The sequence below is a fragment of the Streptomyces sp. NPDC006335 genome (assembly GCF_040612795.1).
GTDB lineage: Bacteria > Actinomycetota > Actinomycetes > Streptomycetales > Streptomycetaceae > Streptomyces.
The window spans coordinates 168493-190058 of sequence record NZ_JBEXQX010000016.1 but is presented as its reverse complement, the minus strand read 5'-3'; the positions used below and the strand labels follow the sequence as shown (position 1 = coordinate 190058).

The 21566-nt window shown below is 69.9% G+C and carries 20 protein-coding genes and 1 pseudogene; 8 read left to right on the top strand and 13 right to left on the bottom strand.

All coding sequences use genetic code 11. From position 1 onward, the window contains the following. Positions 1-8 precede the first annotated feature (8 nt). The 8 genes and pseudogenes from ABZ098_RS34645 to ABZ098_RS34610 all read right to left on the bottom strand — a co-directional run. A complete protein-coding gene (locus ABZ098_RS34645) occupies positions 9-1568 on the bottom strand; it encodes an SCO6880 family protein (protein ID WP_356597694.1) in 1560 nt (519 codons plus the stop codon). Then, entirely contained in the window at positions 1565-2896 is a 1332-nt protein-coding gene (locus ABZ098_RS34640) for a hypothetical protein (protein WP_356597693.1), read from the bottom strand. Before ABZ098_RS34640 ends, ABZ098_RS34645 begins: the two co-directional genes overlap by 4 nt. Next, complete coding sequence (locus ABZ098_RS34635) at positions 2886-3716, bottom strand: hypothetical protein (protein ID WP_356597692.1); 831 nt, start codon at positions 3714-3716, stop codon at positions 2886-2888. The genes ABZ098_RS34640 and ABZ098_RS34635 overlap by 11 nt, the downstream gene beginning before the upstream one ends. A 246-nt stretch (positions 3717-3962) precedes the next feature. Next, the gene (locus ABZ098_RS34630; protein ID WP_007383036.1) at positions 3963-4271 is read right to left on the bottom strand and encodes a hypothetical protein; all 309 of its coding nucleotides are present in this window, start codon (positions 4269-4271) and stop codon (positions 3963-3965) included. 338 nt (positions 4272-4609) lie between these two features. Next, on the bottom strand, positions 4610-5881 hold the full coding sequence (locus ABZ098_RS34625) for a S53 family peptidase (RefSeq protein ID WP_356597691.1): 1272 nt from the start codon (positions 5879-5881) through the stop codon (positions 4610-4612). Positions 5882-6228: 347 nt separating this feature from the next. Beyond that, positions 6229-7587, bottom strand: a complete 1359-nt coding sequence (locus ABZ098_RS34620) for a S53 family peptidase (RefSeq protein WP_356597690.1) — start codon at positions 7585-7587, stop codon at positions 6229-6231. Positions 7588-7841: 254 nt separating this feature from the next. Further along, the gene (locus tag ABZ098_RS34615; protein ID WP_356597689.1) at positions 7842-8735 is read right to left on the bottom strand and encodes an alpha/beta hydrolase; all 894 of its coding nucleotides are present in this window, start codon (positions 8733-8735) and stop codon (positions 7842-7844) included. Positions 8736-8881: 146 nt separating this feature from the next. Next, positions 8882-8980: pseudogene (locus ABZ098_RS34610) on the bottom strand (alpha/beta hydrolase); the annotation flags it as partial. 194 nt (positions 8981-9174) lie between these two features. Here ABZ098_RS34610 and ABZ098_RS34605 point away from each other — a divergent pair. The 3 genes from ABZ098_RS34605 (at position 9175) to ABZ098_RS34595 (ending at position 11864) form a co-directional block, all read left to right on the top strand. Further along, positions 9175-9900 carry a trypsin-like peptidase domain-containing protein gene (locus ABZ098_RS34605; RefSeq protein WP_356597688.1) on the top strand — a complete coding sequence of 242 codons (726 nt, stop codon included), beginning with the start codon at positions 9175-9177 and terminating at the stop codon, positions 9898-9900. An 88-nt stretch (positions 9901-9988) separates the two neighbouring features. Next, entirely contained in the window at positions 9989-10996 is a 1008-nt protein-coding gene (locus ABZ098_RS34600) for a bifunctional lytic transglycosylase/C40 family peptidase (RefSeq protein WP_356597687.1), read from the top strand. A gap of 169 nt (positions 10997-11165) precedes the next feature. Further along, positions 11166-11864, top strand: a complete 699-nt coding sequence (locus ABZ098_RS34595; protein WP_356597686.1) for a phosphatase PAP2 family protein — start codon at positions 11166-11168, stop codon at positions 11862-11864. A gap of 10 nt (positions 11865-11874) precedes the next feature. Here ABZ098_RS34595 and ABZ098_RS34590 read toward each other — a convergent pair whose 3' ends face one another. Beyond that, the gene (locus ABZ098_RS34590; RefSeq protein ID WP_356597685.1) at positions 11875-13416 is read right to left on the bottom strand and encodes an FAD-binding oxidoreductase; all 1542 of its coding nucleotides are present in this window, start codon (positions 13414-13416) and stop codon (positions 11875-11877) included. Between the two features lie 297 nt (positions 13417-13713). On the opposite strand from ABZ098_RS34590, the gene pstS reads away from it, so the two are divergent. The 4 genes from pstS to pstB all read left to right on the top strand — a co-directional run bounded on the left by pstS (position 13714) and on the right by pstB (position 17854). Continuing rightward, complete coding sequence (pstS, locus tag ABZ098_RS34585; RefSeq protein ID WP_356597684.1) at positions 13714-14838, top strand: phosphate ABC transporter substrate-binding protein PstS; 1125 nt, start codon at positions 13714-13716, stop codon at positions 14836-14838. A gap of 118 nt (positions 14839-14956) precedes the next feature. Beyond that, on the top strand, positions 14957-15961 hold the full coding sequence (gene pstC, locus ABZ098_RS34580; RefSeq protein WP_356597707.1) for a phosphate ABC transporter permease subunit PstC: 1005 nt from the start codon (positions 14957-14959) through the stop codon (positions 15959-15961). Beyond that, positions 15958-16998 carry a phosphate ABC transporter permease PstA gene (pstA, locus tag ABZ098_RS34575; RefSeq protein ID WP_356597683.1) on the top strand — a complete coding sequence of 347 codons (1041 nt, stop codon included), beginning with the start codon at positions 15958-15960 and terminating at the stop codon, positions 16996-16998. The genes pstC and pstA overlap by 4 nt, the downstream gene beginning before the upstream one ends. A 79-nt stretch (positions 16999-17077) precedes the next feature. Further along, complete coding sequence (gene pstB / locus ABZ098_RS34570) at positions 17078-17854, top strand: phosphate ABC transporter ATP-binding protein PstB (protein WP_007383025.1); 777 nt, start codon at positions 17078-17080, stop codon at positions 17852-17854. Positions 17855-17974: 120 nt separating this feature from the next. On the opposite strand, the gene ABZ098_RS34565 is transcribed toward pstB, so the two are convergent. Together ABZ098_RS34565 and ABZ098_RS34560 are read right to left on the bottom strand one after the other, a co-directional pair. After that, positions 17975-18973, bottom strand: coding sequence for an inorganic phosphate transporter (locus ABZ098_RS34565; protein ID WP_356597682.1), 999 nt, complete (start codon positions 18971-18973; stop codon positions 17975-17977). Positions 18974-18980: 7 nt separating this feature from the next. Continuing rightward, positions 18981-19601 (bottom strand): DUF47 family protein, encoded by a 621-nt coding sequence (locus ABZ098_RS34560; RefSeq protein ID WP_045555910.1) that lies wholly within the window; start codon positions 19599-19601, stop codon positions 18981-18983. A 211-nt stretch (positions 19602-19812) separates the two neighbouring features. Between ABZ098_RS34560 and ABZ098_RS34555 the strand changes: the two genes are divergently transcribed. Further along, entirely contained in the window at positions 19813-20175 is a 363-nt protein-coding gene (locus ABZ098_RS34555) for a metal-sensitive transcriptional regulator (RefSeq protein WP_356597681.1), read from the top strand. A gap of 36 nt (positions 20176-20211) precedes the next feature. Here ABZ098_RS34555 and ABZ098_RS34550 read toward each other — a convergent pair whose 3' ends face one another. Both ABZ098_RS34550 and ABZ098_RS34545 read right to left on the bottom strand, forming a co-directional pair. After that, positions 20212-20388, bottom strand: a complete 177-nt coding sequence (locus ABZ098_RS34550) for a hypothetical protein (RefSeq protein ID WP_356597680.1) — start codon at positions 20386-20388, stop codon at positions 20212-20214. A 101-nt stretch (positions 20389-20489) separates the two neighbouring features. Continuing rightward, positions 20490-21323, bottom strand: a complete 834-nt coding sequence (locus ABZ098_RS34545) for a hypothetical protein (RefSeq protein ID WP_356597679.1) — start codon at positions 21321-21323, stop codon at positions 20490-20492. Positions 21324-21566: the final 243 nt, after the last annotated feature.

Genomic DNA, 21566 nt, shown 5'->3' with positions numbered 1-21566 from the left:
TTGGTCCCCTACTTTCGGATGCCGGTGGCGAACGGAAGCGTGTTCACGAAGGCGCGATGGTGCTCGCGGTCGCACCACTCCAGTTTCAGGTACGACTTTCCGGCCGAGGCCCGGATGGTCCGCTTGTCGCGGGCCAGGGCCTCGGGGGAGCGGGAGGAGACGGTGATGTAGCCGACCAGGTTGACCCCGGCCGCGCCGCTCGCGAGGTCCTCGCCGCGCTGGTCGAGGCGGGAGTGGGCGGCCACGTCACGGGGGTCGATCGTGCGGTTCATCTTGGCGGCGCGGCTGGCCTCCGCCTCGTCGTTGGTCTTCTCGGTCAGCATGCGTTCGATGGCGATCTCGGTGGGTTCGAGGTCCATCGTGACGGCGACCGTGCGGATGACGTCCGGGGTGTGGACGAGGAGCGGGGCGAGGAAGTTGACGCCCACCGGGGTCATCGGCCACTCCTTCACCCAGGCCGTGGCGTGGCACCAGGGGGCGCGGGTGGAGGACTCCCGGGTCTTGGCCTGGAGGTACGTCGGCTCCATGGCGTCGAGTTCGGCCGGCCAGGCGTTGCGCTTGGTCATCGCCTGGATGTGGTCGATGGGGTGGTCCGGGTCGTACATGGAGTGGATCAGTGAGGCCAGCCGGCCCTGGCCGAGGGGCTGGCGCACCCGGATGTCGGCCTCCTGGAGGCGCGAGCAGATGTCGGTGAGCTCGCGGGCCATGACGACGGCCAGACCCGCGTCCTTGTCCAGCTTGCGGCCGGACTGGGGGCGGGCCGCCCGGGCCATCGCGTGGGCCTCGGCCGCCAGTTCACGGGTGTAGTGCATGCAGGCGACGAGGTACGCGCGGTGCTGCTCGCTGCTGGTCGACACCATCGACTGGAGTTGGTCGTACGACGTCTGGAGCCACGGCAGCGCCTTGTCGTCCCCGCGCATGGCGACGTCCTTGGCGTGGGCGTCCGGGTCGGCGGGGAGGGTGCGGGCGAGCATCTGGAGGCGGGTGACGAAGCCGTCGCCGTTGGCCACGTGCTTGAGGAGGGTGCCGAAGCGGTCGACGAGGGCTTCCTGGTCCTCGGAGTCGCGCAGGCCGACGCCGGGGCCCTCGATCTCGATGGCGGCGGTGACGGTACGGCGGTCCGCGTGCAGGAGTACGGCGATCTCGTCGGGCCCGAACGGGGCGGCGAGCCAGTTGATCCGGCCGATGCCGGGCGGCGGGCCGACCTCGACCTCGCGGCCGTCGACGTGGGTGCCGGCCTCCATCACGGAGGAGCGGTAGGTGGTGCCCTGGCGCAGGGTCCGCTTGTAACTGCGGTTGATCTCGAACCACTTGTAGAACGTGCGGCGCTTGTACGGCACGTAGACCGCGGCGAGCGCCAGCAGCGGGAAGCCCATCAGCAGGACGATGCGCAGGGAGAGGACCGGGACGAGGAGCCCGCACATCATGCCGAGGAACGCGCCCACGATGATGAGCGCGATCTCGCCCGTCTCGCGGTTGCGGCCGACGATCGCGTTCGGCCGGGCGCGGCCGATGAGGTATGTACGGCGGGGCGTGACCGTATGCGACACGTGGGACTCGGTCGTCAACGCCCGTCACCTCCTGTGCTGTTGCTGCTGCCGTTGCGGGTGTTGCTGGCGTGCGGGGTGTTCACCGGAGAGCCCGCGCGGGGAGCGGGAGCGGCGGAGGGGACAGATCCGCCGCCTCCGTTCGGGGTGCGCGAGCTGTGGGCGGCGACTCCGCCGGACGCCGGGTTGCTCGGGCGGGCGCCCGAACCTCCGGAGGCCTGACCGTTGTTGTCGGCCCGGGAGCTGTGGGTCTTGATGCCCTGGGCGACCAGGGTGGCCGGGGAGCTGATGACCGCGGCGGCCTTGCCCTCGGCGTTCTGCATGATGCGGTTGCTGCGGGAGCCGGCGATCTCGTCGCCGAAACCGGGGACGAAACGGTAGATCATCGCGCTGGCGAAGATGGCGAGCAGGATGATGGCGAGGCCGGAGACGACGGCGGAGAAGGCGTCGGGGCCGTCGTCGGAGGAGAGCGCGCCGGCGAGGCCGAGGACGATGACGATCACCGGTTTGACCAGGATGACGGCGATCATGATGCCGGCCCAGCGGCGGACGTGGCCCCAGAGGTTCTTGTCGACGAGGCCGGCGTAGACGACGGTGCCGAGGAGGGCGCCGACGTAGAGGAGGGCGGCGCGGATGACGAGCTCCAGCCACAGGACGCCGGCGGCGAGGATGCTCACGAGGGACACGACGATGAGCATGATCGGGCCGCCGCCGATGTCGTTGCCCTTCTCCAGGGCGCCGGAGAAGGTGCCGAAGAACGTGTCGGTCTGGTCGCCGGTGGCTTTGGCGAGGACCTCGGAGACGCCGTCGGTGGCGGAGACGACGGTGTAGAGGATGAGGGGCGTGAAGGCGGACGCGAGCACGGTCAGCCACAGGAAGCCGATCGCCTCGCTGATGGCGGTGGTGAGGGGGACGCCTCGCACCGCGCGCTTGGCTACCGCGAGCAGCCACAGGAGGAGGGTGAGGATGGTCGACGCGGCGAAGACGACGGCGTACTGCTGGAGGAACTTCTGGTTGGTGAAGTCGACGTTCGCGGTCTCCTTCACCGCCTCGCTGAGCTTGCCGATGGTCCAGGCGGCGGCCTTGGCACAGCTTTTGGCGAGGGAGGCCATGGGGTCGAGGGTGGAGGTGAGACTGGGAGTCGAACCACCGGATCCACCGGTACCGCCACCCTGTTCGCAGTAGTCCCTGGCCGGAGGGGCGATCAGCGAGCAGTCGCTGCTCTCGGACGGGCTCGGCGAAGGGCTGGGAGTGGGCGCCGCGAAGGCACGCGTGGCCATGAGCACGGCCGTGGCCTGGAGCCCGGCGGCGGCGCCGGCCAGGGTGAGTACGCGTCGGCTAACGGGCATAGGTGAACCCTCCGTACTCCTCGACGGCCTTCGCCATCTCGTCGGCACTGGAGGCCTTGTCGTCGCCCGGGACGGGCGACGGGCCGTCCTTCTGGGAGTGCGTCACGATCTTCCAGGTGTCGCTGGTCCATTCCAGTTTCATCGTGATGGTGAACCAGCTGCTGGTGACCGGGTTGGTGGAGTTCTCCCCCGCCAGCCCGAGGAGACCGCCGCACCACACGTCGACGGTCGTGGCGGCTGCGGACGTCTCGGTGACCTTCGTGCCGATCGGGGTGGTGCGGGAGACGAAGGTGTAGCCCGCGGGCGCGGTGCCTTCTCTGCTCAGCCCCAGGGTCTCGTTGAACTCGGGGGTGTACGCCTTGTCCAACGCGGCCTCGAGGCCGGGGAGCCGTGCGGGAGTGATGATGCTCTGCAGGAGGGCGTCGCGGGTGGTCTTGGTGAACATGCCGGTGGACCCCAGGGCCACCGCGTAGTTGGCCGCCGCGCTCTGCGCCCCTTGCTCGTCATGGGCGAAACCCGTCGGGACACTGCCCGCGTTCGCCGGTACCGGCGTCTGCCCGGTGGCTGACGTGGGCGCGGTCTTCGGCCGACCCCCCGCCCCCTGTGCCGAGGTCGACGGGTCGTCCTCTCCGCGGTTCGCGAAGGCGATTGCGGCGATCAGGAGGACGACCACGGCGACCACCGTGACCAGGCTCCGGGAGGAGGAGCGGCCGGAGCGGCGGGCGCCGCCGTACACGTCCGGGCCGCCCGGCAGGTGCGTGCGGGTCTGGCCGGTGCCGCCGTAGCCGCTGGAGCCCTCCTGGTCGTCTCCGAGACTCATGCCGCTTACGCCCCCTCGACGTGGTGCGGGAAAGTGCGGGAAAACGCGTACGGGTACGACGGTAGCCGTGCTGGTTCCCGCGCGGGCGCGGTGTGGTGACTCGGCATCAGAGTCATGGGAGTCAGCGGAGCGATCGGAGACATCGGGGGAACGCAACCTCAGCCGGTGGGCACAGCGGACGGGTGGGGTGGAGGGGGTACCGGGCGCGCCCGGCCGGACCGGAGGTGCGTCGACCGGACGCGGCGGCTATACGGCCATTCCGTACACGATGGTGAAGAGCGTGCCCAGCGATCCGATGATGAAGACGCCGGTCAGGCCCGCGATGATCAGGCCCTTGCCCTGTTCCGCGCTGAAGGTGTCCCGCAGGGCGGTGGCGCCGATGCGCTGCTTGGCCGCGCCCCAGATGGCGATGCCGAGGCAGAGCAGGATGGCGACCGCCATGACGACCTGGATCATCGTCTTCGCCTCGGTACCCAGTGCCCCGAAGGGGCCCCAGTCCGGAGCGATCCCGCCGATGATGGTGTTGATGTCTCCCTTGTCGGCTGCAAAGAGCATGTAAGTCACCGCCCCTGGTGGGTAGTTCCGTCTCCCCTGCGTGTGCGCAGAGGTCAGGCCTCATTGTCGCCGACAATTCCGCCGTCGTATGTCGACTTGGCGTCTTTGGTCGGCGGGTTTCGTACGAATGACTGTCTGGTCACTCTGTGTATCACGGCAGGTCACGCCGGGCAATGAGGCCTGAGCGGAACCTGTCGTGTGGTTCCGTCGTTGACCCCTCTTACGACCTGCGGCGCTTCTGGCACCGATGTTCTGCGGGTGAAGGCTAACCCGGAGGGCCACCGGTATGACGAACGGGCCGCGGTAGGGGAGTCCGCGGCCCGCTCGTTGACGGAGAGTCAGTTGGTGAAGGCGGTTACTCCTTCCGGGGTGCCGAGGCCGGTGGGGCCGTCGTAGCCCGACCCGGCGGTGCAGAAGTAGCTCGTCGAGCAGCTGCCGTTGTCGCCGGAGGTCACGTCGTTGAGGGCGGACGTGTGCGCGTAGGGGTACCGGGCCGGGTAGTCGCCGCTGCCGGGTGTGCCGGCCAGCGCGTAGACGGCCGCGATGATCGGGGCGGAGGCGCTGGTGCCGCCGAACGTGTAGAAGCCGGCGGTGACGCCGTAGGAGTCGTAGACGGAGACGCCGGTGGCCGGGTCGGCGACGGCGGAGACGTCCGAAATCATGCGCTTGGTGCAGCCGGTGTCGGTCTGCCAGGTCGGCTTGGTGTCGTAGGCGGAGCAGCCGGATCCGGTGCCTTCGGTGGAGCTGGTCTTCCAGACGCTCTCGGTCCAGCCGCGGGAGGTGGAGGACGGGGAGAGCGCGGTGCCGCCGACCGAGGTCACGTACTTGGAGGCGGCCGGGTACTCGGCGCCGTACCCGTCGTCGCCGGCGGAGACGGTGATGGCGACGCCCGGGTGGTTGAAGTAGGAGGAGTCGTAGGAGGTGTCCGAGGAGGACTCGGAGCCGCCGTAGGAGTTGGAGACGAACTTGGCGCCCAGGGAGACGGCCTCGTTCACCGCGGTGCCCAGGTTGGCCATGGTGGCGGACTTGGCCTCGACCAGCAGGATCTTGGCGTTGGGGGCGATGGCGGAGACCATGTCGAGGTCGAGGGAGATCTCCTCGGACCAGCCGGCGTCGCTTCGGGGCAGGGAGGTCGTGGAGCCGGTCTGGGAGACCTTCTTGAAGCAGCCGTTGGCGGTCGTGCAGGCCGGCAGGCCGTAGTACGAGCGGTACTTCGCGAGGTCGGCCTCGGCGTTGGGGTCGTTGTAGGCGTCGACGATGGCGATGGTCTGCCCGGAGCCGTTGGAGGCGGAGGCGGAGGTCAGGCCGTAGGCGGACCGGAGGTCGCTCGGGCCGTAGCCGGTCGGGGTGGCGGAGGTCGCCTTCGGGGTGATGCCGTGGGCCTTCTGGAAGGCGGTGGTGCCGCCGGTCACGCGCAGGGAGTCGCAGGCGAGTTCGCCGGCCTTCTTGGGGGTGGCGCAGGGGGTCGCGGCCCAGGTGACCTTCGTGGGGCTCGCGGCGTCGGCGTGGGCGGCGGTGCCGAGGCCGGCGAGGAGGAGGGCGGCGGTGGCGGCCGCGGCGGAGCCGGCGCGGTGCCATCTCAGGCGGGTGTGGGGGAAGTCGGTACGCAAGGTGCAGCCTCCTGGTGGTGGTGGAACAGGGGCGGTGCGGGTGCGTGCCGTCGGTGCGGTGTCCCCGGCGGCGGGCGGCGGCCTGCGAAGACGGTCCACCTTGTTCCGTACGTGACAACAGGGAGTGGCCGGAATTCTGACCTTCGCCATACCGAAAGTTGTCCCGGGCTTACCCGCGCATGGCCGCTCGATGGACTGCGGGCGGTGGGCACTTGACTCGGGTGGGAACGGCGAACGGGCCGCGACCGGATGTCGCGGCCCGTTGCCGTCGTGCCGCCGAGGGGACCCCACGTCCCCCTCTCAAGGGCGGCGCCCCGTTGACCCGACGGGGACACTCATGGACCTGTTCAGCCGGTGAAGGCGCCCAGGCCTTGCGGGGTGCCGAGGCCGGTGGGGCCGTCGTAGCCCGCCCTGGCGGTGCAGAAGTAGCTCGTCGAGCAGCTGCCGTTGTTGCCGGAGGTCACGTCGTTGAGGGCGGAGGTGTGCGCGTAGGGGTACTTGGCCGGGTAGTCGCTGCTGCCCGGGGTGCCCGCGAGGGCGTACACCGACGCGATGATCGGGGCGGAGGCGCTGGTGCCGCCGTAGGTGTTCCAGCCGGTGCCGTCGGCACCGTAGGAGTCGTAGACGGAGACGCCGGTGGCCGGGTCGGCGACGGCGGAGACGTCGGCGATCATGCGCTTGGTGCAGCCGGTGTCGGTCTGCCAGGTCGGCTTGGCGTCGTAGGCGGAGCAGCCCGAGCCGGTGCCCTCGGTGGAGCTGGTCTTCCAGACCGTCTCGGTCCAGCCGCGGGTGGTGGAGGAGGTCTTGAGGGCGGTGCCGCCGACCGACGTCACGTACTTGGAGGCGGCCGGGTACTCGGCGCCGTAGCCCTCGTCGCCCGCGGAGACGGTGATGGCGACGCCGGGGTGGTTGAAGTACGAGGAGTCGTAGGAGGTGTCCGAGGAGGACTCGGAGCCGCCGTAGGAGTTGGAGACGAACTTGGCGCCCAGGGCGACGGCCTCGTTCACCGCCTTGCCGAGGTTGGCCATGCTCGACGAACTCGCCTCGACCAGCAGGATCTTGGCGTTCGGGGCGATGGCGGAGACCATGTCGAGGTCGAGGGAGATCTCACCGGCCCAGCCGCTGTCGGCGGTGGGCAGGGAGGTCGTGGAGCCGGTCTGGGAGACCTTCTTGAAGCAGCCGTTGGCGACCGTGCACGCCGGCAGGCCGTAGTAGCTGCGGTAGGTGGCCAGGTCCGCGGCGGCGTTCGGGTCGTCGTAGGCGTCGACGATGGCGATGGTCTGACCGGCACCGTTGTTGGCGGAGGCGGAGGTCAGGCCGTACGCGGACCGGAGGTCGCTCGGGCCGTAGCCGGTCGGGGTGGCGGAGGTGGCCTTCGGGGAGACGGTCGCGGGGCTCGTGCCCTTCTTCGCGGCCTGCTCCTCCTGGAAGGCGGTGGTGCCGCCGGTGACGCGCAGCGCGTTGCAGGCGGCGTAGCCCTTCTTCGGGGTGGTGCCACACGCGCTCTCGTACGTCACGTGTGCCTTGGCGACAGCGGCCGCGATGGCCTTGCTGCTCACCTTGTGGGTGGTGGTCGGGGTGACCGCGCCGGCGTGCGCCGCGGTGCCGAGGCCGGCGAACAGCAGCGCGCCGGTGGCCGCGGCGACGGAGCCGTATCGACGCCATCTGCCGGACGAGTGGGGGGTGTTGGGGGTGGACGTACGCAACGTAAAGCCTCCAGAGAGTGGTTGCAGAGGCCTGCGGTGGGGGACCACCGGTGAGGTTCCCGGTGGGGGCGGCGACCCGCGACGACCATCCCCTTGTTGAGTACGTGACAACAAGACGGGCGGTGGAATCCTGACTTCCGCCTTACTCAAGGGCGTTGGGGGATTGCTGATCAATGGTGGGCGGATGGGCGGAGGATGGTCACGGCTTGACCGTCTACACGCGTCGCACACAAGTGGAGCGCGGTGCGTGAGAGTCAGGGCGCCCCGGTCGTGTGTCCGGCCTTGTCCCAGAACGCCCGCAGTGCGTCGACGAGTGCCTCCGGTGCCTCCTCGGCCATGTGGTGCCCGGAGTCGACCGGACCGCCCTCCGGACGGGTGGTCGCCCAGTCGCGCCAGACTGCCAGGACGTCGCCGTAGAGGTCCGCCATGTCGTCGCGCGTGGCCCACAGGATCTGGAGCGGGCAGCCGATGCGCCGGCCGGCCCGCCGGTCGGCGTCGTCGTGCTCGCGGTCGACACCGAGGCCGGCCCGGTAGTCCTCGCACATGGCGTGCACGGTGGCCGGGTCGTGGATCGCGCGCCGGAAGTCCTCGTACGCCTCGGCGCCCATCTGCTCGGACGTGGCCGTGTACCAGGCGTCGGGGTCGGCGTTGATGACGCGCTCGGCGGGCTTCGCCGTCTGGCCGAGGAAGAACCAGTGCCACCAGCTCGCGGCGAAGCCGGCGTCACAGCGGCGCAGGGCCTCCCCGATGGGGATCGCGTCCAGCACGCTGACGGCGGACACGGCCTCGGGGTGGTCCAGGGCGAGGCGGGTCGCCACGTACGCGCCCCGGTCGTGCCCGACGACCGCGAACCGCTCGTGCCCGAGCCCGCGCATCACCGCGAGGCAGTCGCCGGCCATGGCGCGCTTGGAGTACGGACGGTGTTCCGCGTCGGTCGCGGGCTTGTCGGACCGGCCGTAACCGCGCAGATCGGGGCAGACGACGGTGTGGCCCGCCGCGGCCAGCAGCGGGGCGACGCGGTGCCAGGTGGCGTGGGTGCGGGGGTGGCCGTGCAGAAGCAGCACGGCGGGGCCGCTGCCGCCGTACCGTACGCGCAGCCGTACGCCGTCGTCGCCCTCGCGCCGCGTCAGCTCGAAACCGTCGAACACACCAGCCTCCCCGCGCTCCGCCGTCGAGGCTCGGCTGCCCCGGGGCGGGGGATCCACGCGGGGGACCGCCGGTCGGGTGTTCGCCGTACTACGGGTGGGGCGTCGCGGTAGCAGGCGGCCCACGTCCGGGCGGGTGCCGTCGTCGCGTGCGGGAGCAGCACGGCGGGGCCGCTGCCGCCGTGTCGTACGCGCAGTCGTACGCCGTCGTCGCCCTCGCGCCGCGTCAGTTCGAAACCGTCGAACACACCAGCCTCCCCGCGCTCCGCCGTCGAGGCTCGGCTGCCCCGGGGCGGGGGATCCACGCGGGGGACCGCCGGTCGGCGGGCTCGCCGTATGACGCGACGTACGTCCGGGCCGGTGCGCGGGGCCGCTGTGACCGGCCCTGTGGGCGAGTTCCCGCCCGGGGCGCTGGTTGACGAGTTTCTCACCTTCGTGCGGAATGCTGCCTTCCGTGAAGCGCACGCCACGTCTCGCTCTCCACGCCGCCGCTGTCCTGCTCACCGTCACCTCGGCCTCCGAGGCGGCCGCCGACGACGGGGCGGGGCCCTTCGGGGTGACGACCGTCGCCGCGGCGAACTCGCCGAACACCCGGGTCGGGGCCCTGTTCGGCGCCAAGCAGCACTTCTGCACCGCGTCCGTCGTCCGCAGTCCGCACCGGGACCTCGTCGTCACCGCCGCGCACTGTCTCGACGACGGCGACGGCGGCCTCGTGTTCGTGCCCGGATACCGGGACGGCGAGGCGCCGTACGGGAGATGGAAGGTGAAAAGGCGGTACATGCCCGAGGGGTGGTCCAAGGGGCAGGACGAGGACAGCGACGTCGCGTTCGCCACGGTCGAGGGGGACGTCCAGGACGTCGTCGGCGGGAACCCGTTCGTGACCGGCACCGCCACCGGGGCCACCGCCGTCACCGTCACCGGCTACCCCTCCTCCCGGGACGTGCCGATCGGCTGCACCAACAAGCCGACCGCGCACAGCCGTACCCAGCAGCGGATCGAGTGCCCCGACTTCACGGGGGGCACGAGCGGCAGTCCCTGGGTGAACGGGGACGGGCAGGTCGTGGGGGTGCTGGGCGGCCACGAGCAGGGCGGGAAGACGCCCGACGTGTCGTACAGCGTGGTGCTCGGGGCGGAGGCCGCAGCGCTCTATAGGGACGCCGTCCGCTGATCTTCGCGCCGACCCCGCCGAGTACCCCGGTTTCCTTCGGGGAAGCTCCTAGACTGGCGCGGGCGGACTCCCAGTGGGCGAGGGGCGGTTGACGGTGCGTAAGGCGTGGCTCGTTGCGGGCGCCGTTCTCGGGGCGGGGCTCAGCTTCGTGATGCTGCTCGTCGTGGGCGTCTACGTCGTCGCGGGGAACCTCGCGGGCGGGGTGGGCGGAGCCACCAGGGCCCTGGCCAAGGGGGCCGTCCCGGCCGCGTACCAGCCCCTCGTGCAGAAGTGGGGCAACCTCTGCCCCGCCATCAACCCGGCCCTGCTCGCCGCCCAGCTCTACCAGGAGAGCGGATTCAACCCGAAGGCCCAGAGCGCGGCGGCCGCGCAGGGAATAGCGCAGTTCATTCCCGGGACCTGGGCCACGCACGGGATCGACGGGGACGGCGACGGCGACAAGGACGTCTGGGACCCCGCCGACGCAATTCCCTCGGCGGCTTCCTACGACTGCTCGCTCGCGTCCTATGTGAAGGACGTCCCGGGCGACATCACCGAGAACATGCTCGCCTCCTACAACGCGGGCGCCTACGCGGTCATCAAGTACGGGGGCGTGCCGCCGTACAGGGAAACCCAGAATTACGTGAAGACCATCACGACCCTGGAGGAGAGCTTCGCGGCGCCCACGACCCGCGTCGATCCCTCCAAGCAGGCCGCCGGTGCCATCTACTACGCGCAGAAGAAACTCGGGACGCCCTATCTGTGGGGTGGCACCGGTACCGCCGCGCAGGGCGGGCGCTTCGACTGCTCGGGGCTGACGCAGGCCGCGTACGCGAGCGTGGGCATCACGCTGCCGCGCGTGGCGAACGACCAGTACAACGCGGGCCCGCATCCGGCCAGAAGTGAACTGCTGCCGGGGGACCTGGTGTTCTTCTCCAAGGACCCGACGAACTCGCGCGCCATCCACCATGTGGGGATTTATGTGGGCGGCGGATACATGATCGACGCACCGAGAACAGGTGCTGTGATCCGGTTCGACCCGATCGACACTTCTGAGTACTTCGGTGCCACCCGGGTCACCGAAGATGGCGCGAAAGCATTGCCCACCACGGTGTGACGCACCGTGAAACCCACCCCCTGAGCTGCGGCGATGTGTCTCTCTTCGATAACGTCTGCGTGATCATTCAGTGGAATGTGGAACGTATTAACGGGAGCCGTGCGTTCCTGAACACGTAGCCGAGCGGACATGGGTACGCCGGGAAAGACGACGAAGGGGCCGCAGCACCATGGCTGTTCTCGCCGAATCCGGGTCGAACCCCGACGTCGACCTGCTCTACGACATCAACGGCCTGGCCAAGGACGCCCCGCATTGGTTCGACCGGGTCATGGAGTACGTCGGGGAGTACGGCATCCTGCTCGCCATGGTGCTGCTCATCCTGGGGTGCTGGTGGGCGGGCCGCCGGCGCGGGGGTGAGGACGCCGCCTCCTCCGTGGCCGCGCTGGTGTGGGCGCCGCTCGCCGCCGCGCTGGCCGTGCTGGTGAACGTGCCCATAAGGGGGTTCGTCGAGCGACCCCGGCCGTTCCGGACCCATGAGGGCATCGAGGTCCTGGTGTCCGGCAAGACCGACTACTCCTTCGTGAGCGACCACGCGACGATCACGATGGCGATGGCGGTCGGGCTGTTCGTGGCCAACCGGAAGTTCGGGCTCGTCGGGCTCGCGCTGGCGCTGCTCGAAGGGTTCTGCCGGGTGTACATGGGCGTGCACTACCCGACGGACGTCATCGGCGGGTTCGCGCTCGGGACGGCGGTGGCCCTGTTGCTCTCGCCGCTCGCGATGGCTCTCCTCACCCCCTTGCTGAAGGCGGTCGAGCGTTCCCCGAAAGGCGCGTGGCTGATCCGCGCGCGAGGGACCGGGCCGGGAGCCCCGGTGATCCCCGGCGCCCGGCAGGAGGCGGCCGCCTCCGAGCGGGACCTCGCCGCGTAGCGGGGCACGGCTACAGCGCCTGGGGGAACGTGAAGAACCCCTGCGGGTCGTACTCCTTCTTCACCTTGGCGAGCTTGGTCGCCGCGTCGCCGTAGTACGCCTTCCGCCAGTCCTTCAGCGTCGGGTCCGTGTAGTTCTGGTAGGCCGCTCCCGAGGCGTACGGCTTCATCGCGTCGTGGGCGCCCGTCAGCCAGGACTGGGCCGTCGTGCCCGTCGTGCCCGACCTCCAGGACGCGATGTACTGCGCCAGCATGCGGGAGCGGCGGTGGACGAACGCCGTGGCCGTGGGGGAGACGCGGTTCACCGCTCCGCCGAGGGCCGTCAGGGCGATGCTGCCGGAGCCGCCCCGGACCGCGGAGATCTGCCTCAGGAGGGTCTGGATTCCGGCCGCCGGGATCGAGCGGTCGAAGAAGTCCGAGCGGGCCGCGTAGGTCTCCCGGCCGAGGGCGCCCTGGGGGGAGCGGCCCGGGGTGGAGCCGGGCAGGTGGCACTTGGCGTCCGTGGCGAAGGACGAGCAGCCCGCGTACGCCTCCATCGCGCTCTCGTAGGAGTGCCGGCGGAGGGTGACGTTGCGGGCCGGTGAGCCGACCTTGTCGGCCAGGCGGTCGAGCGCGTTCTGGAGCTCTCCGTAGGTGCCCATGGAGAAGGCCGCGACCGCCACCGAGGGCGAGCCGCCGTTCTCCAGGTGGCAGGAGGACCAGATCTCGTCGGGCTGGCCGGGGCCCCACTCCTGCCAGGCCTTCACCACCGCCGCTGCCTTCGACCACGGCCAGGTCGCGTACGCGGTCACGCCCTGCGGGGCGGGGTGGGCCTTGAAGTGCAGCTCGGTCACCACGCCGAAGTTGCCGTTGCCCGCCCCGCGCAGGGCCCAGAACAGGTCCTTGTTCGTGGTGGCGTTCGCGGTGAGCTGCTTGCCGTCGGCCGTGATCAGGGTGGCCTGGGTGAGGCTGTCGCAGGTGAGGCCGTAGGCCCGGGAGGCGACGCCGTGACCGCCGCCCAGCACCAGGCCGGAGACTCCGACGGTCGGGCAGGAGCCGCCGGGGATCGTCACGCCCTTCGCGGTGAGGGCCCGGTACACGTCGATCAGCTTGGCGCCGGCGCCGACCACGGCCGTGCCGCCGCTCGCGCGGACGCGGTTCAGCTTCGAGACATCGACGATCAGCCGGTTGTTTCCCGAGGACCAGCCGGCGTAGGAGTGGCCGCCGTTGCGGATCGCCACCCGGACGCCGTGGGCGCGGGCGTAGGCGAGTGTGGTGCGGATGTCGTCGGCGTGCGCCACGTACGCCACCGCCGCGGGCTTCAGCGCGTCGAAGCGGGTGTTGTAGAGCTGCCGGGCGGTCGCCCAGTTCGCTTCGCCGGGGCGGACCAGGGGGCCGTCCAGGTCGCGGGCGAGGGCCGCCCAGTTCGCGGCGGCCGCGGCGGGCGTACGGGAGGAGAGGGTCTGGCCGAAGGTGCTCTGCCCGGCGCCGGCGCTTCCGCCGCCGTCGCAGGCGACCGTGGTCATCGCCGCGATCGCGGCCGCGCCGCCCCCGATGAACGTACGCCGTTCCATGTGTCCGTGCCTTTCGTCGGCCTCGTCGGCTTCCGTGGAACGAGACGGGACTGTGGGAGTGAGGGTTCCCTGGGGGGTTCCGGAATCACACTGTGCCCTCGACGTAAGCGTTCCGTGACCTCACCGCACCTTCTGCAGGGGTTCACCCCCCGTTCACTTCCGGCCATAAACGCCTTCACCTGATCTGCCTAATTTCGGCCTTACGCGATACGTGCTGCGTCTCGCATACGCATCCGTGTCACCCAGACTTCGCGCACGCCGCCGGATTCAGGACGGCGGCTCCCGGAAGGAACTCAAGTGAAGCTTCAGCGCAAGAACCGGCGGGCCCTCGCCTTCGGTGCTCTCGCCGTCTCCGGCGCCCTGGCCCTCACGGCGTGCGGCTCCGACGACACGAGCGGCGGTGGCAGCGGCAACGGGTCCGCCACCGCGGCCGCGGGCAACATCAAGTGTGACGACGCCAAGGGCCAGCTCCTCGCCGACGGCTCCTCCGCGCAGAAGAACGCGATCGACGCCTGGGTCAAGCAGTTCACGCAGGCCTGTGGCGTGCAGATCAACTACAAGGGCGGCGGTTCCGGCGCGGGCGTCACCGCGTTCACCAACGGCCAGGTCGCCTTCGCCGGTTCCGACTCCGCGCTGAAGCCCGAAGAGGTCACGGCCTCCAAGAAGGTCTGCTCCGGCGGCCAGGGCATCGACCTGCCGATGGTCGGCGGCCCGATCGCGCTCGGCATCAACATCTCCGGTGTCGACAAGCTCACGCTGGACGCGCCCACCATCGCCAAGATCTTCAACGCCAAGATCACGAAGTGGAACGACCCGGCGATCGCCAAGCTGAACCCGGGCGTGAAGCTGCCGGACCTGAAGATCCAGGCGTTCCACCGCTCGGACGACTCCGGCACCACGGACAACTTCACCAAGTACCTGATCGCCACCGCCAAGAGCGACTGGCCCTACGACGGCGGCAAGACCTGGCAGGCCAAGGGCGGCCAGTCCGCCGCGCAGTCCTCCGGTGTCGCCCAGCAGGTCAAGCAGACCAACGGCGCCATCGGCTACTTCGAGCTCTCCTACGCCAAGGACGGCATCACGCCGGTCAGCATCGACACCGGCGCCTCCGCCCCGGTCGCGCCCACCGTCGAGAACGCCACCAAGGCCATCGCCGACGCCAAGGTCGTCGGCACCGGCTCGGACCTGGCGCTGAAGCTCAACTACGCGACCAAGGCCGAGGGTGCCTACCCGATGGTCCTGGTCACGTACGAGATCGTCTGCGACAAGGGCAACAAGGCCGACACCCTGGCCGCCACCAAGGCGTTCCTGCGCTACACCGCCTCCGAGGACGGCCAGAAGGTCCTGGCGGAGAACGACTACGCGCCGATCCCCGAGGACATCATCGCCAAGGTCCGCACCACCATCGAGGGCCTGAGCTGACCTGAGTGTGCGGTCCGGCCCGAGCCCCCGTCACGGGGTCCCGGGCCGGACCGCACCGTCCGGTGCACCGCCGCCAGGAGCCGCACCCCGCGTGCGGCTCAGCAGACCGGAGAACCCGATGGACACCACACAGATAACAGACACACCTCCACCCATCTCCCAGCCGAGCCCGGCCGAGCAGAAGCGCGCGGCCCGTGGCGCCACCCGCCCCGGTGACCGGATCTTCCTCGGCCTCTCCCGCGGTTCGGGCATCCTGCTGCTGGTGATCATGGCCGCCATCGCCGGCTTCCTCACCTACCGCGCCTCGATCGCGATCAGCAAGGACGAGGCCAACTTCTTCACCGCGTTCGAGTGGAACACCCAGCTCGTCCCGCCGAAGTTCGGCATCGCGGTCCTGGTCTTCGGCACGATCGTCTCCTCGGTCATCGCGATGGCCATCGCCGTCCCGATCGCCGTCGCCATCGCGCTGTTCCTCACGCACTACGCCCCCCGCAGGCTGAGCGGCCCGATCGCCTACGTGATCGACCTGCTCGCCGCGGTGCCGTCCATCGTCTACGGCCTCTGGGGCGCCCTGATCCTCGTCCCGCACATGAACGGCCTCTACGGCTGGCTCAACGACTACCTCGGCTGGACCGGCGTCTTCGAGTGGCAGGGCGGGGCTCCCCGCTCGATGCTCACCGTCGGCATCCTGCTCGCGATCATGATCCTGCCGATCATCACCAACGTGAGCCGCGAGGTCTTCCGCCAGGTCCCGCAGATGCACGAGGAGGCGGCCCTGGCGCTCGGCGCCACCCGCTGGGAGGTCATCCGCATGGCGGTGATCCCCTTCGGCCGCTCCGGCGTGATCTCCGCCTCGATGCTCGGTCTGGGCCGCGCGCTCGGCGAGACGATGGCCGTGGCCACCGTGCTCTCGCCGACCTTCGACATCCAGGCCAGCCTGCTCGACCCGGGCGGCGGCACCTTCGCCCAGAACATCGCCAGCAAGTTCGGTGAGGCCAGCGAGCTGGGCCGGGACGCGCTGATCGCCTCCGGTCTGGTCCTCTTCGTCATCACCCTGCTGGTCAACGGCGCGGCCCGCATGATCATCGCGCGTCGCAAGGAGTACTCGGGGGCCAACGCATGAGCACCGCAGCCACCGTCAGCACCCTGAAGGGTGCCCGCCTGCCGAGGTGGTCGCCGTACGCGATCGCCGCGGGCTCCGTCGCCCTCGGCGTCGGCATCAGCTTCGCCGCCGGCCTGGACAGCAGCATCCAGTGGGCGCTGATCGCCGGGGTCCTGTTCGTCCTGGGCACCTACGCCGTCGCCGCCCGCGTGGAGGGCCGCCGCCAGGCCAAGGACCGGGTCGCCACCGCGCTGGTCTGGGTCGCCTTCCTGCTCGCCGTCGTCCCGCTGGTCTCCCTGGTGTGGTCGACGATCTCGCGCGGTGTCAAGGTCCTCGACTTCTACTTCCTGACCCACTCGATGGGCCTGGTCGCCGACTCCGAGCCGGGCGGCGGCATCTACCACGCCATCCTCGGCAGCCTGGAGCAGGTCGGCCTGGCCACCGTGATCGCGGCGCCGATCGGTGTGCTCACCGCGATCTACCTGGTCGAGTACGGGCGCGGGAACCTCGCCCGGGCCGTCACGTTCTTCGTCGACGTCATGACGGGCATCCCGTCGATCGTCGCGGGCCTGTTCATCCTCTCGATCATGCTGATGTTCGACATGGAGCCCTTCGGCTTCGCCGGTTCGCTCGCCCTGGCGATCCTGATGATGCCGGTCGTCGTCCGCTCCACGGAGGAGATGCTCAAGCTCGTCCCGAACGAGCTGCGAGAGGCGTCCCTGGCGCTCGGCATCCCGAAGTGGCGGACCATCCTGAAGGTGGTCCTGCCGACCTCCATCGGCGGCATCATGACCGGCATCATGCTCGCGATCGCCCGTATCGCCGGTGAGACCGCGCCCGTGCTGCTCCTGGTCTGGGGCAACTCGCTCATCAACGCCAACCCCTTCGAGGGGGCGCAGCAGTCGCTGCCGCTGTACATCTACCAGCAGTACGCGAACAGCGCGGGCGCCGGTGCGGCGTACGACCGTGCGTGGGCGGCGTCCCTGACGCTGATCGCCTTCGTGATGATCCTGAACCTGGTGGCCCGCGGCATCGCCCGCTGGAAGGCCCCGCGGTAACCATGTGCGGCCACCGCCGCGCGGCCGGTCGCTGACGCGACCACCCCCTCAGCGACCGAGATCTGGAAGTGAAGCAGTCATGGCCAAGCGAATCGACGTGAGTGGGCTCACCGCCTACTACGGCTCCCACAAGGCGATCGAAGACATCTCGATGACGGTCGAGCCGCGCTCGGTGACGGCCTTCATCGGCCCCTCCGGCTGCGGCAAGTCGACGTTCCTGCGCACGCTCAACCGGATGCACGAGGTCACCTCCGGTGGCCGCGTCGAGGGCAAGGTGCTCCTCGACGACGAGGACCTGTACGGCCAGGGCATCGACCCGGTGTCCGTCCGCCGTGAGGTGGGCATGGTCTTCCAGCGCCCGAACCCGTTCCCCACGATGTCGATCTTCGACAACGTGGCGGCGGGCCTGCGCCTGAACGGCTCGTACAAGAAGAGCGAGCTGTCGGACGTCGTCGAGAAGTCCCTCAAGGGCGCGAACCTCTGGAACGAGGTCAAGGACCGTCTGAACAAGCCGGGTTCGGGCCTGTCCGGTGGTCAGCAGCAGCGACTGTGCATCGCGCGGGCGATCGCGGTGGAGCCCAAGGTCCTGCTCATGGACGAGCCCTGCTCGGCCCTGGACCCGATCTCCACGCTCGCCATCGAGGACCTGATCGGTGAGCTGAAGGAGCGCTTCACGATCGTCATCGTGACGCACAACATGCAGCAGGCGGCCCGTGTCTCCGACCGTACGGCCTTCTTCAACCTGGCCGCGGTCGGGCAGCCCGGCAAGCTGATCGAGATCGACGAGACGGAGCGGATCTTCTCCAACCCGTCGGTCCAGGCCACGGAGGACTACATCTCCGGCCGCTTCGGCTGAGCCGAGGCCGCCGTACCAAGACCCCTCGCGGTGCTGCATGGCGGTGCCACCGCGAGGACACAGAGGGCCCGCCCCCCAAATCCGGGGGCGGGCCCGTTGTCGTACACCTTGCCGGGGCTCCTACAGGAACGCCAGTTTCACGATGCCGAAGGAGCACGCGGCCACGATCGCCGCGGCCGGCATGGTGATGAACCAGCCGAGGACGATGTTCTTGGCGACACCCCAACGGACCGCGTTGACACGCTTGGTGGCGCCCACACCCATGATCGCGGAGGTGATGACGTGGGTCGTCGAGACCGGCGCCTTGAACAGGTACGCGGTGGTGAACATGATCGCCGCACCGGTCGTCTCCGCGGCGAAACCCTGCGGCGGATCGAGCTCGATGATCTTCCGGCCCAGGGTGCGCATGATGCGCCAGCCGCCCGCGTACGTGCCCAGTGACAGCATCAGGGCGCAGGCGATCTTCACCCAGACCGGGATCGGGTCGCCGTACGTCTCGTGGCCGGAGATCACCAGGGCCATCACCACGATGCCCATGGTCTTCTGGGCGTCCTGGAGGCCGTGCCCGAGGGCCATGCCGGCCGCGGACACGGTCTGCGCGATCCGGAAACCCCGCTTCGCCTTGTGCGGGTTGGCGCGCCGGAAGATCCACATGATCGCCGTCATCACCAGGTAACCGATGACCAGGCCGACGACCGGCGAGATGAACATCGGGATGACGACCTTGTCGAGCACGCCGTGCCAGATGACGTCGGTGCCGCCCGCCAGCGCGGCTCCCACCATGCCCCCGAACAGCGCGTGCGAGGACGAGGAGGGCAGCCCGAAGTACCAGGTGATGAGGTTCCACACGATCGCGCCGACCAGGGCCGCGAAGAGGATGCCCATCCCCTTCGAGCCCTCCGGCGTAGCGATCAGGCCCTCACTGACGGTCTTGGCGACCCCGGAGCCGAGGAAGGCGCCGGCGAGGTTCATGACCGCCGCCATGGCCAGCGCGGCCCGTGGGGTCAGCGCCCGCGTCGACACCGAGGTCGCGATGGCGTTCGCCGAGTCGTGGAAGCCGTTCGTGTACGTGAAGAAGAGCGCGACCGCGATGGTCACGACCAGAGCGAAGGTGTCCATGAAGGGTTCAGGACTCCTTGACCGCGATCGTCTCCACGGTGTTCGCCACGTGCTCGAACGCGTCCGCGGCCTCTTCGAGGACGTCCACGATCTGCTTGAGCTTGAGGACCTCGATGGCCTCGTACTTGCCGTTGAAGAGCATGGCGAGCAGTTTGCGGTGGATCTGGTCGGCCTGGTTCTCGAGCCGGTTGACCTCGATCCAGTACTCGGTGAGGTTGTCCATGGTCCGCAGGTTCGGCATGGCCTCGGCCGTGAGCTCGGCGGCCCGCGCGAGCACCTCGATCTGCTGCTCGACGCCCTTGGGGAGTTCCTCGACGTTGTAGAGGACGACCAGGTCGACGGCCTCCTCCATGAAGTCCATGATGTCGTCGAGGGAGGACGCCAGGTTGTAGATGTCCTCGCGGTCGAACGGCGTGATGAACGAGGAGTTCAGCTGGTGGAAGATCGCGTGGGTGGCGTCGTCACCGGCGTGTTCAGCGGCCCGCATACGCTCTGCGATCTCGGCCCGGGCGGAGGCGTCCGCGCCGAGCAGTTCCATCAGGAGCTTGGAGCCCGTGACGATGTTGTCCGCGGAGGCGGCGAACATGTCGTAGAAGCTCGTCTCCCTGGGGGTCAGACGAAAGCGCACAAGGGGTCCTCGGGGTGCATCGGTTTCGGTCAGGCTGATGCTAAGTGCATCATCCGGCCACGGCTAATGGGCCGTCCCCCAGTGTCGCCCATCAGGCACAGTGGTTGGCACGGGGGCCGTCCGCAGGCCCTATACCCGGGAAACTTCGGTACGATATACCCAGGAGGGGTATGTGATTCCCTCAGGGTGTGGCCGTGATGTGGAGGACGCGATGACGACGACCGAGGCCGGCGCCACGGCGCCCTCCGAGACAGTGGCGGAAAACAGCCCCCACGAGACCCACGAGCCCGCCACGCACGGCTACCACAAGCAGAAGGACGAGCACCTCAAGCGGCTGCGCCGGATCGAGGGTCAGATCCGCGGCCTGCAGCGGATGGTCGACGAGGACGTGTACTGCATCGACATACTCACGCAGGTGTCCGCCTCCACCAAGGCCCTGCAGTCCTTCGCGCTGCAACTCCTGGAGGAACACCTGCGGCACTGCGTCGCGGACGCGGCCGTCAAGGGCGGCGCCGAGATCGACGCGAAGGTCGAGGAGGCCACGAAGGCGATCGGCCGGCTGCTGCGCACGTGATCCGGCCTTCCCTCCGACGGGACGGGCGCCCCCGGCTCACCGGCCGGGGGCGCCCGCGCGTTCTTCGGCCACTTTCAGCACCTCGTCGATGCTCTCCAGGCTGAGCCGGTCGTCCGCGGCCGACGCCGCGATGATCAGCTCTCCGCACAGTTCGATCTCGGCGAGGGCCACGTGGTCCTGAACCGCCGTACCGCCGACCGGAGCCACGCGCATCACCTCTTCTCCGCCGTTACCGACTTCCTAGAGTAGGGAGCGGCCTACACCCCGCGCATGGCACGGACGGGCTAGTCCTTGACGCCCGTCACGCCCCCTCGTCACTCAGCGATCTTGCCGGCGTAGATGTCGCGGGCCGCCGGCAGGCGTACGTCCGCGGCGACCCCGAAGTCGTACAGCAGGGTCGTCGAGGCGACCGCGACGGTGCCCCGCTGCCGGCCGTTGACGAAGCTGAAGCGGTGGCGCACCTTGCGGACCCGGCCCCGGTCGTCGAGGTAGACGTCGAAGGGCACCGCGGCCGTGGCGAACCCTTTCGCCGCCGCTGCCAGGACCTCCCTGTCGGCGCCGGAGGCACCCCTGGCCGCGGCCGTGAGATCCGCCGTGCCGCGGTAGTGCCGCACCTCGGTCCCCGCGAGCTCGGTCGCGCCCACGTACGTCGCCGTCCTGGTCCCGCGCAGCACCTCGGCGGCCACGAGCGGGTCGGTGGCCCCGCCGGTGACGAGGTTGCCGTCGGAGAGGGTCGCGGTGTCGACCCGCACCCACTTGTCGGCGGGCACACCCGCGCCCCGGTTCTTCATGAACAGGGCGCCGGGGGCGAGGAGTTCGGTGATCGGCCGGTGCTCGCTGGTGCCGGCTGGGTCCTGCGGCAGCAGCACTTTCAACCGGCCCAGCCGCTCGCGGTAGTCGTACACGCCCTCGCCGCGGATGGTGACCCGGGTGCCGCCGGTGGCCATCTCCATCGACGTACGGGTCTTCGAACTGCCCGCGGCCACCAGGGTGTCGGCCGCTCCGCGCAGGGTCCCGACCGGGTCGGCCGCGCGCGCGTCGTCCAGGGCGGCGCCGCTTCCCGCGCAACCGCCGGCGCAGGCGCAGGCCATGAGCACCGTCGCGACGACGACCGACCCGCCGGCCTGCCTCTGCTGCCGCTTAGCCATCGCCGCCTACCCCCAGCCGATACGTCCGTCAAGGACCCCCTGTCGTTCGCTTAACGACGGGTGGGAGGGGCCGTCACGCGTATACCGGGCCTTTACCCGAGCTGGGTAACGTTGTCGGAGTGGCGCAGCAGGACAGGATCCCCCCACCTCCTTCCGACCCACCGGCCCATCACACGCAGATGGTCGAGCAGGGCCGTTTCTGCCTGGCCCGGTGCACCTGCGGCTGGCGCGGACCGGCCCGCA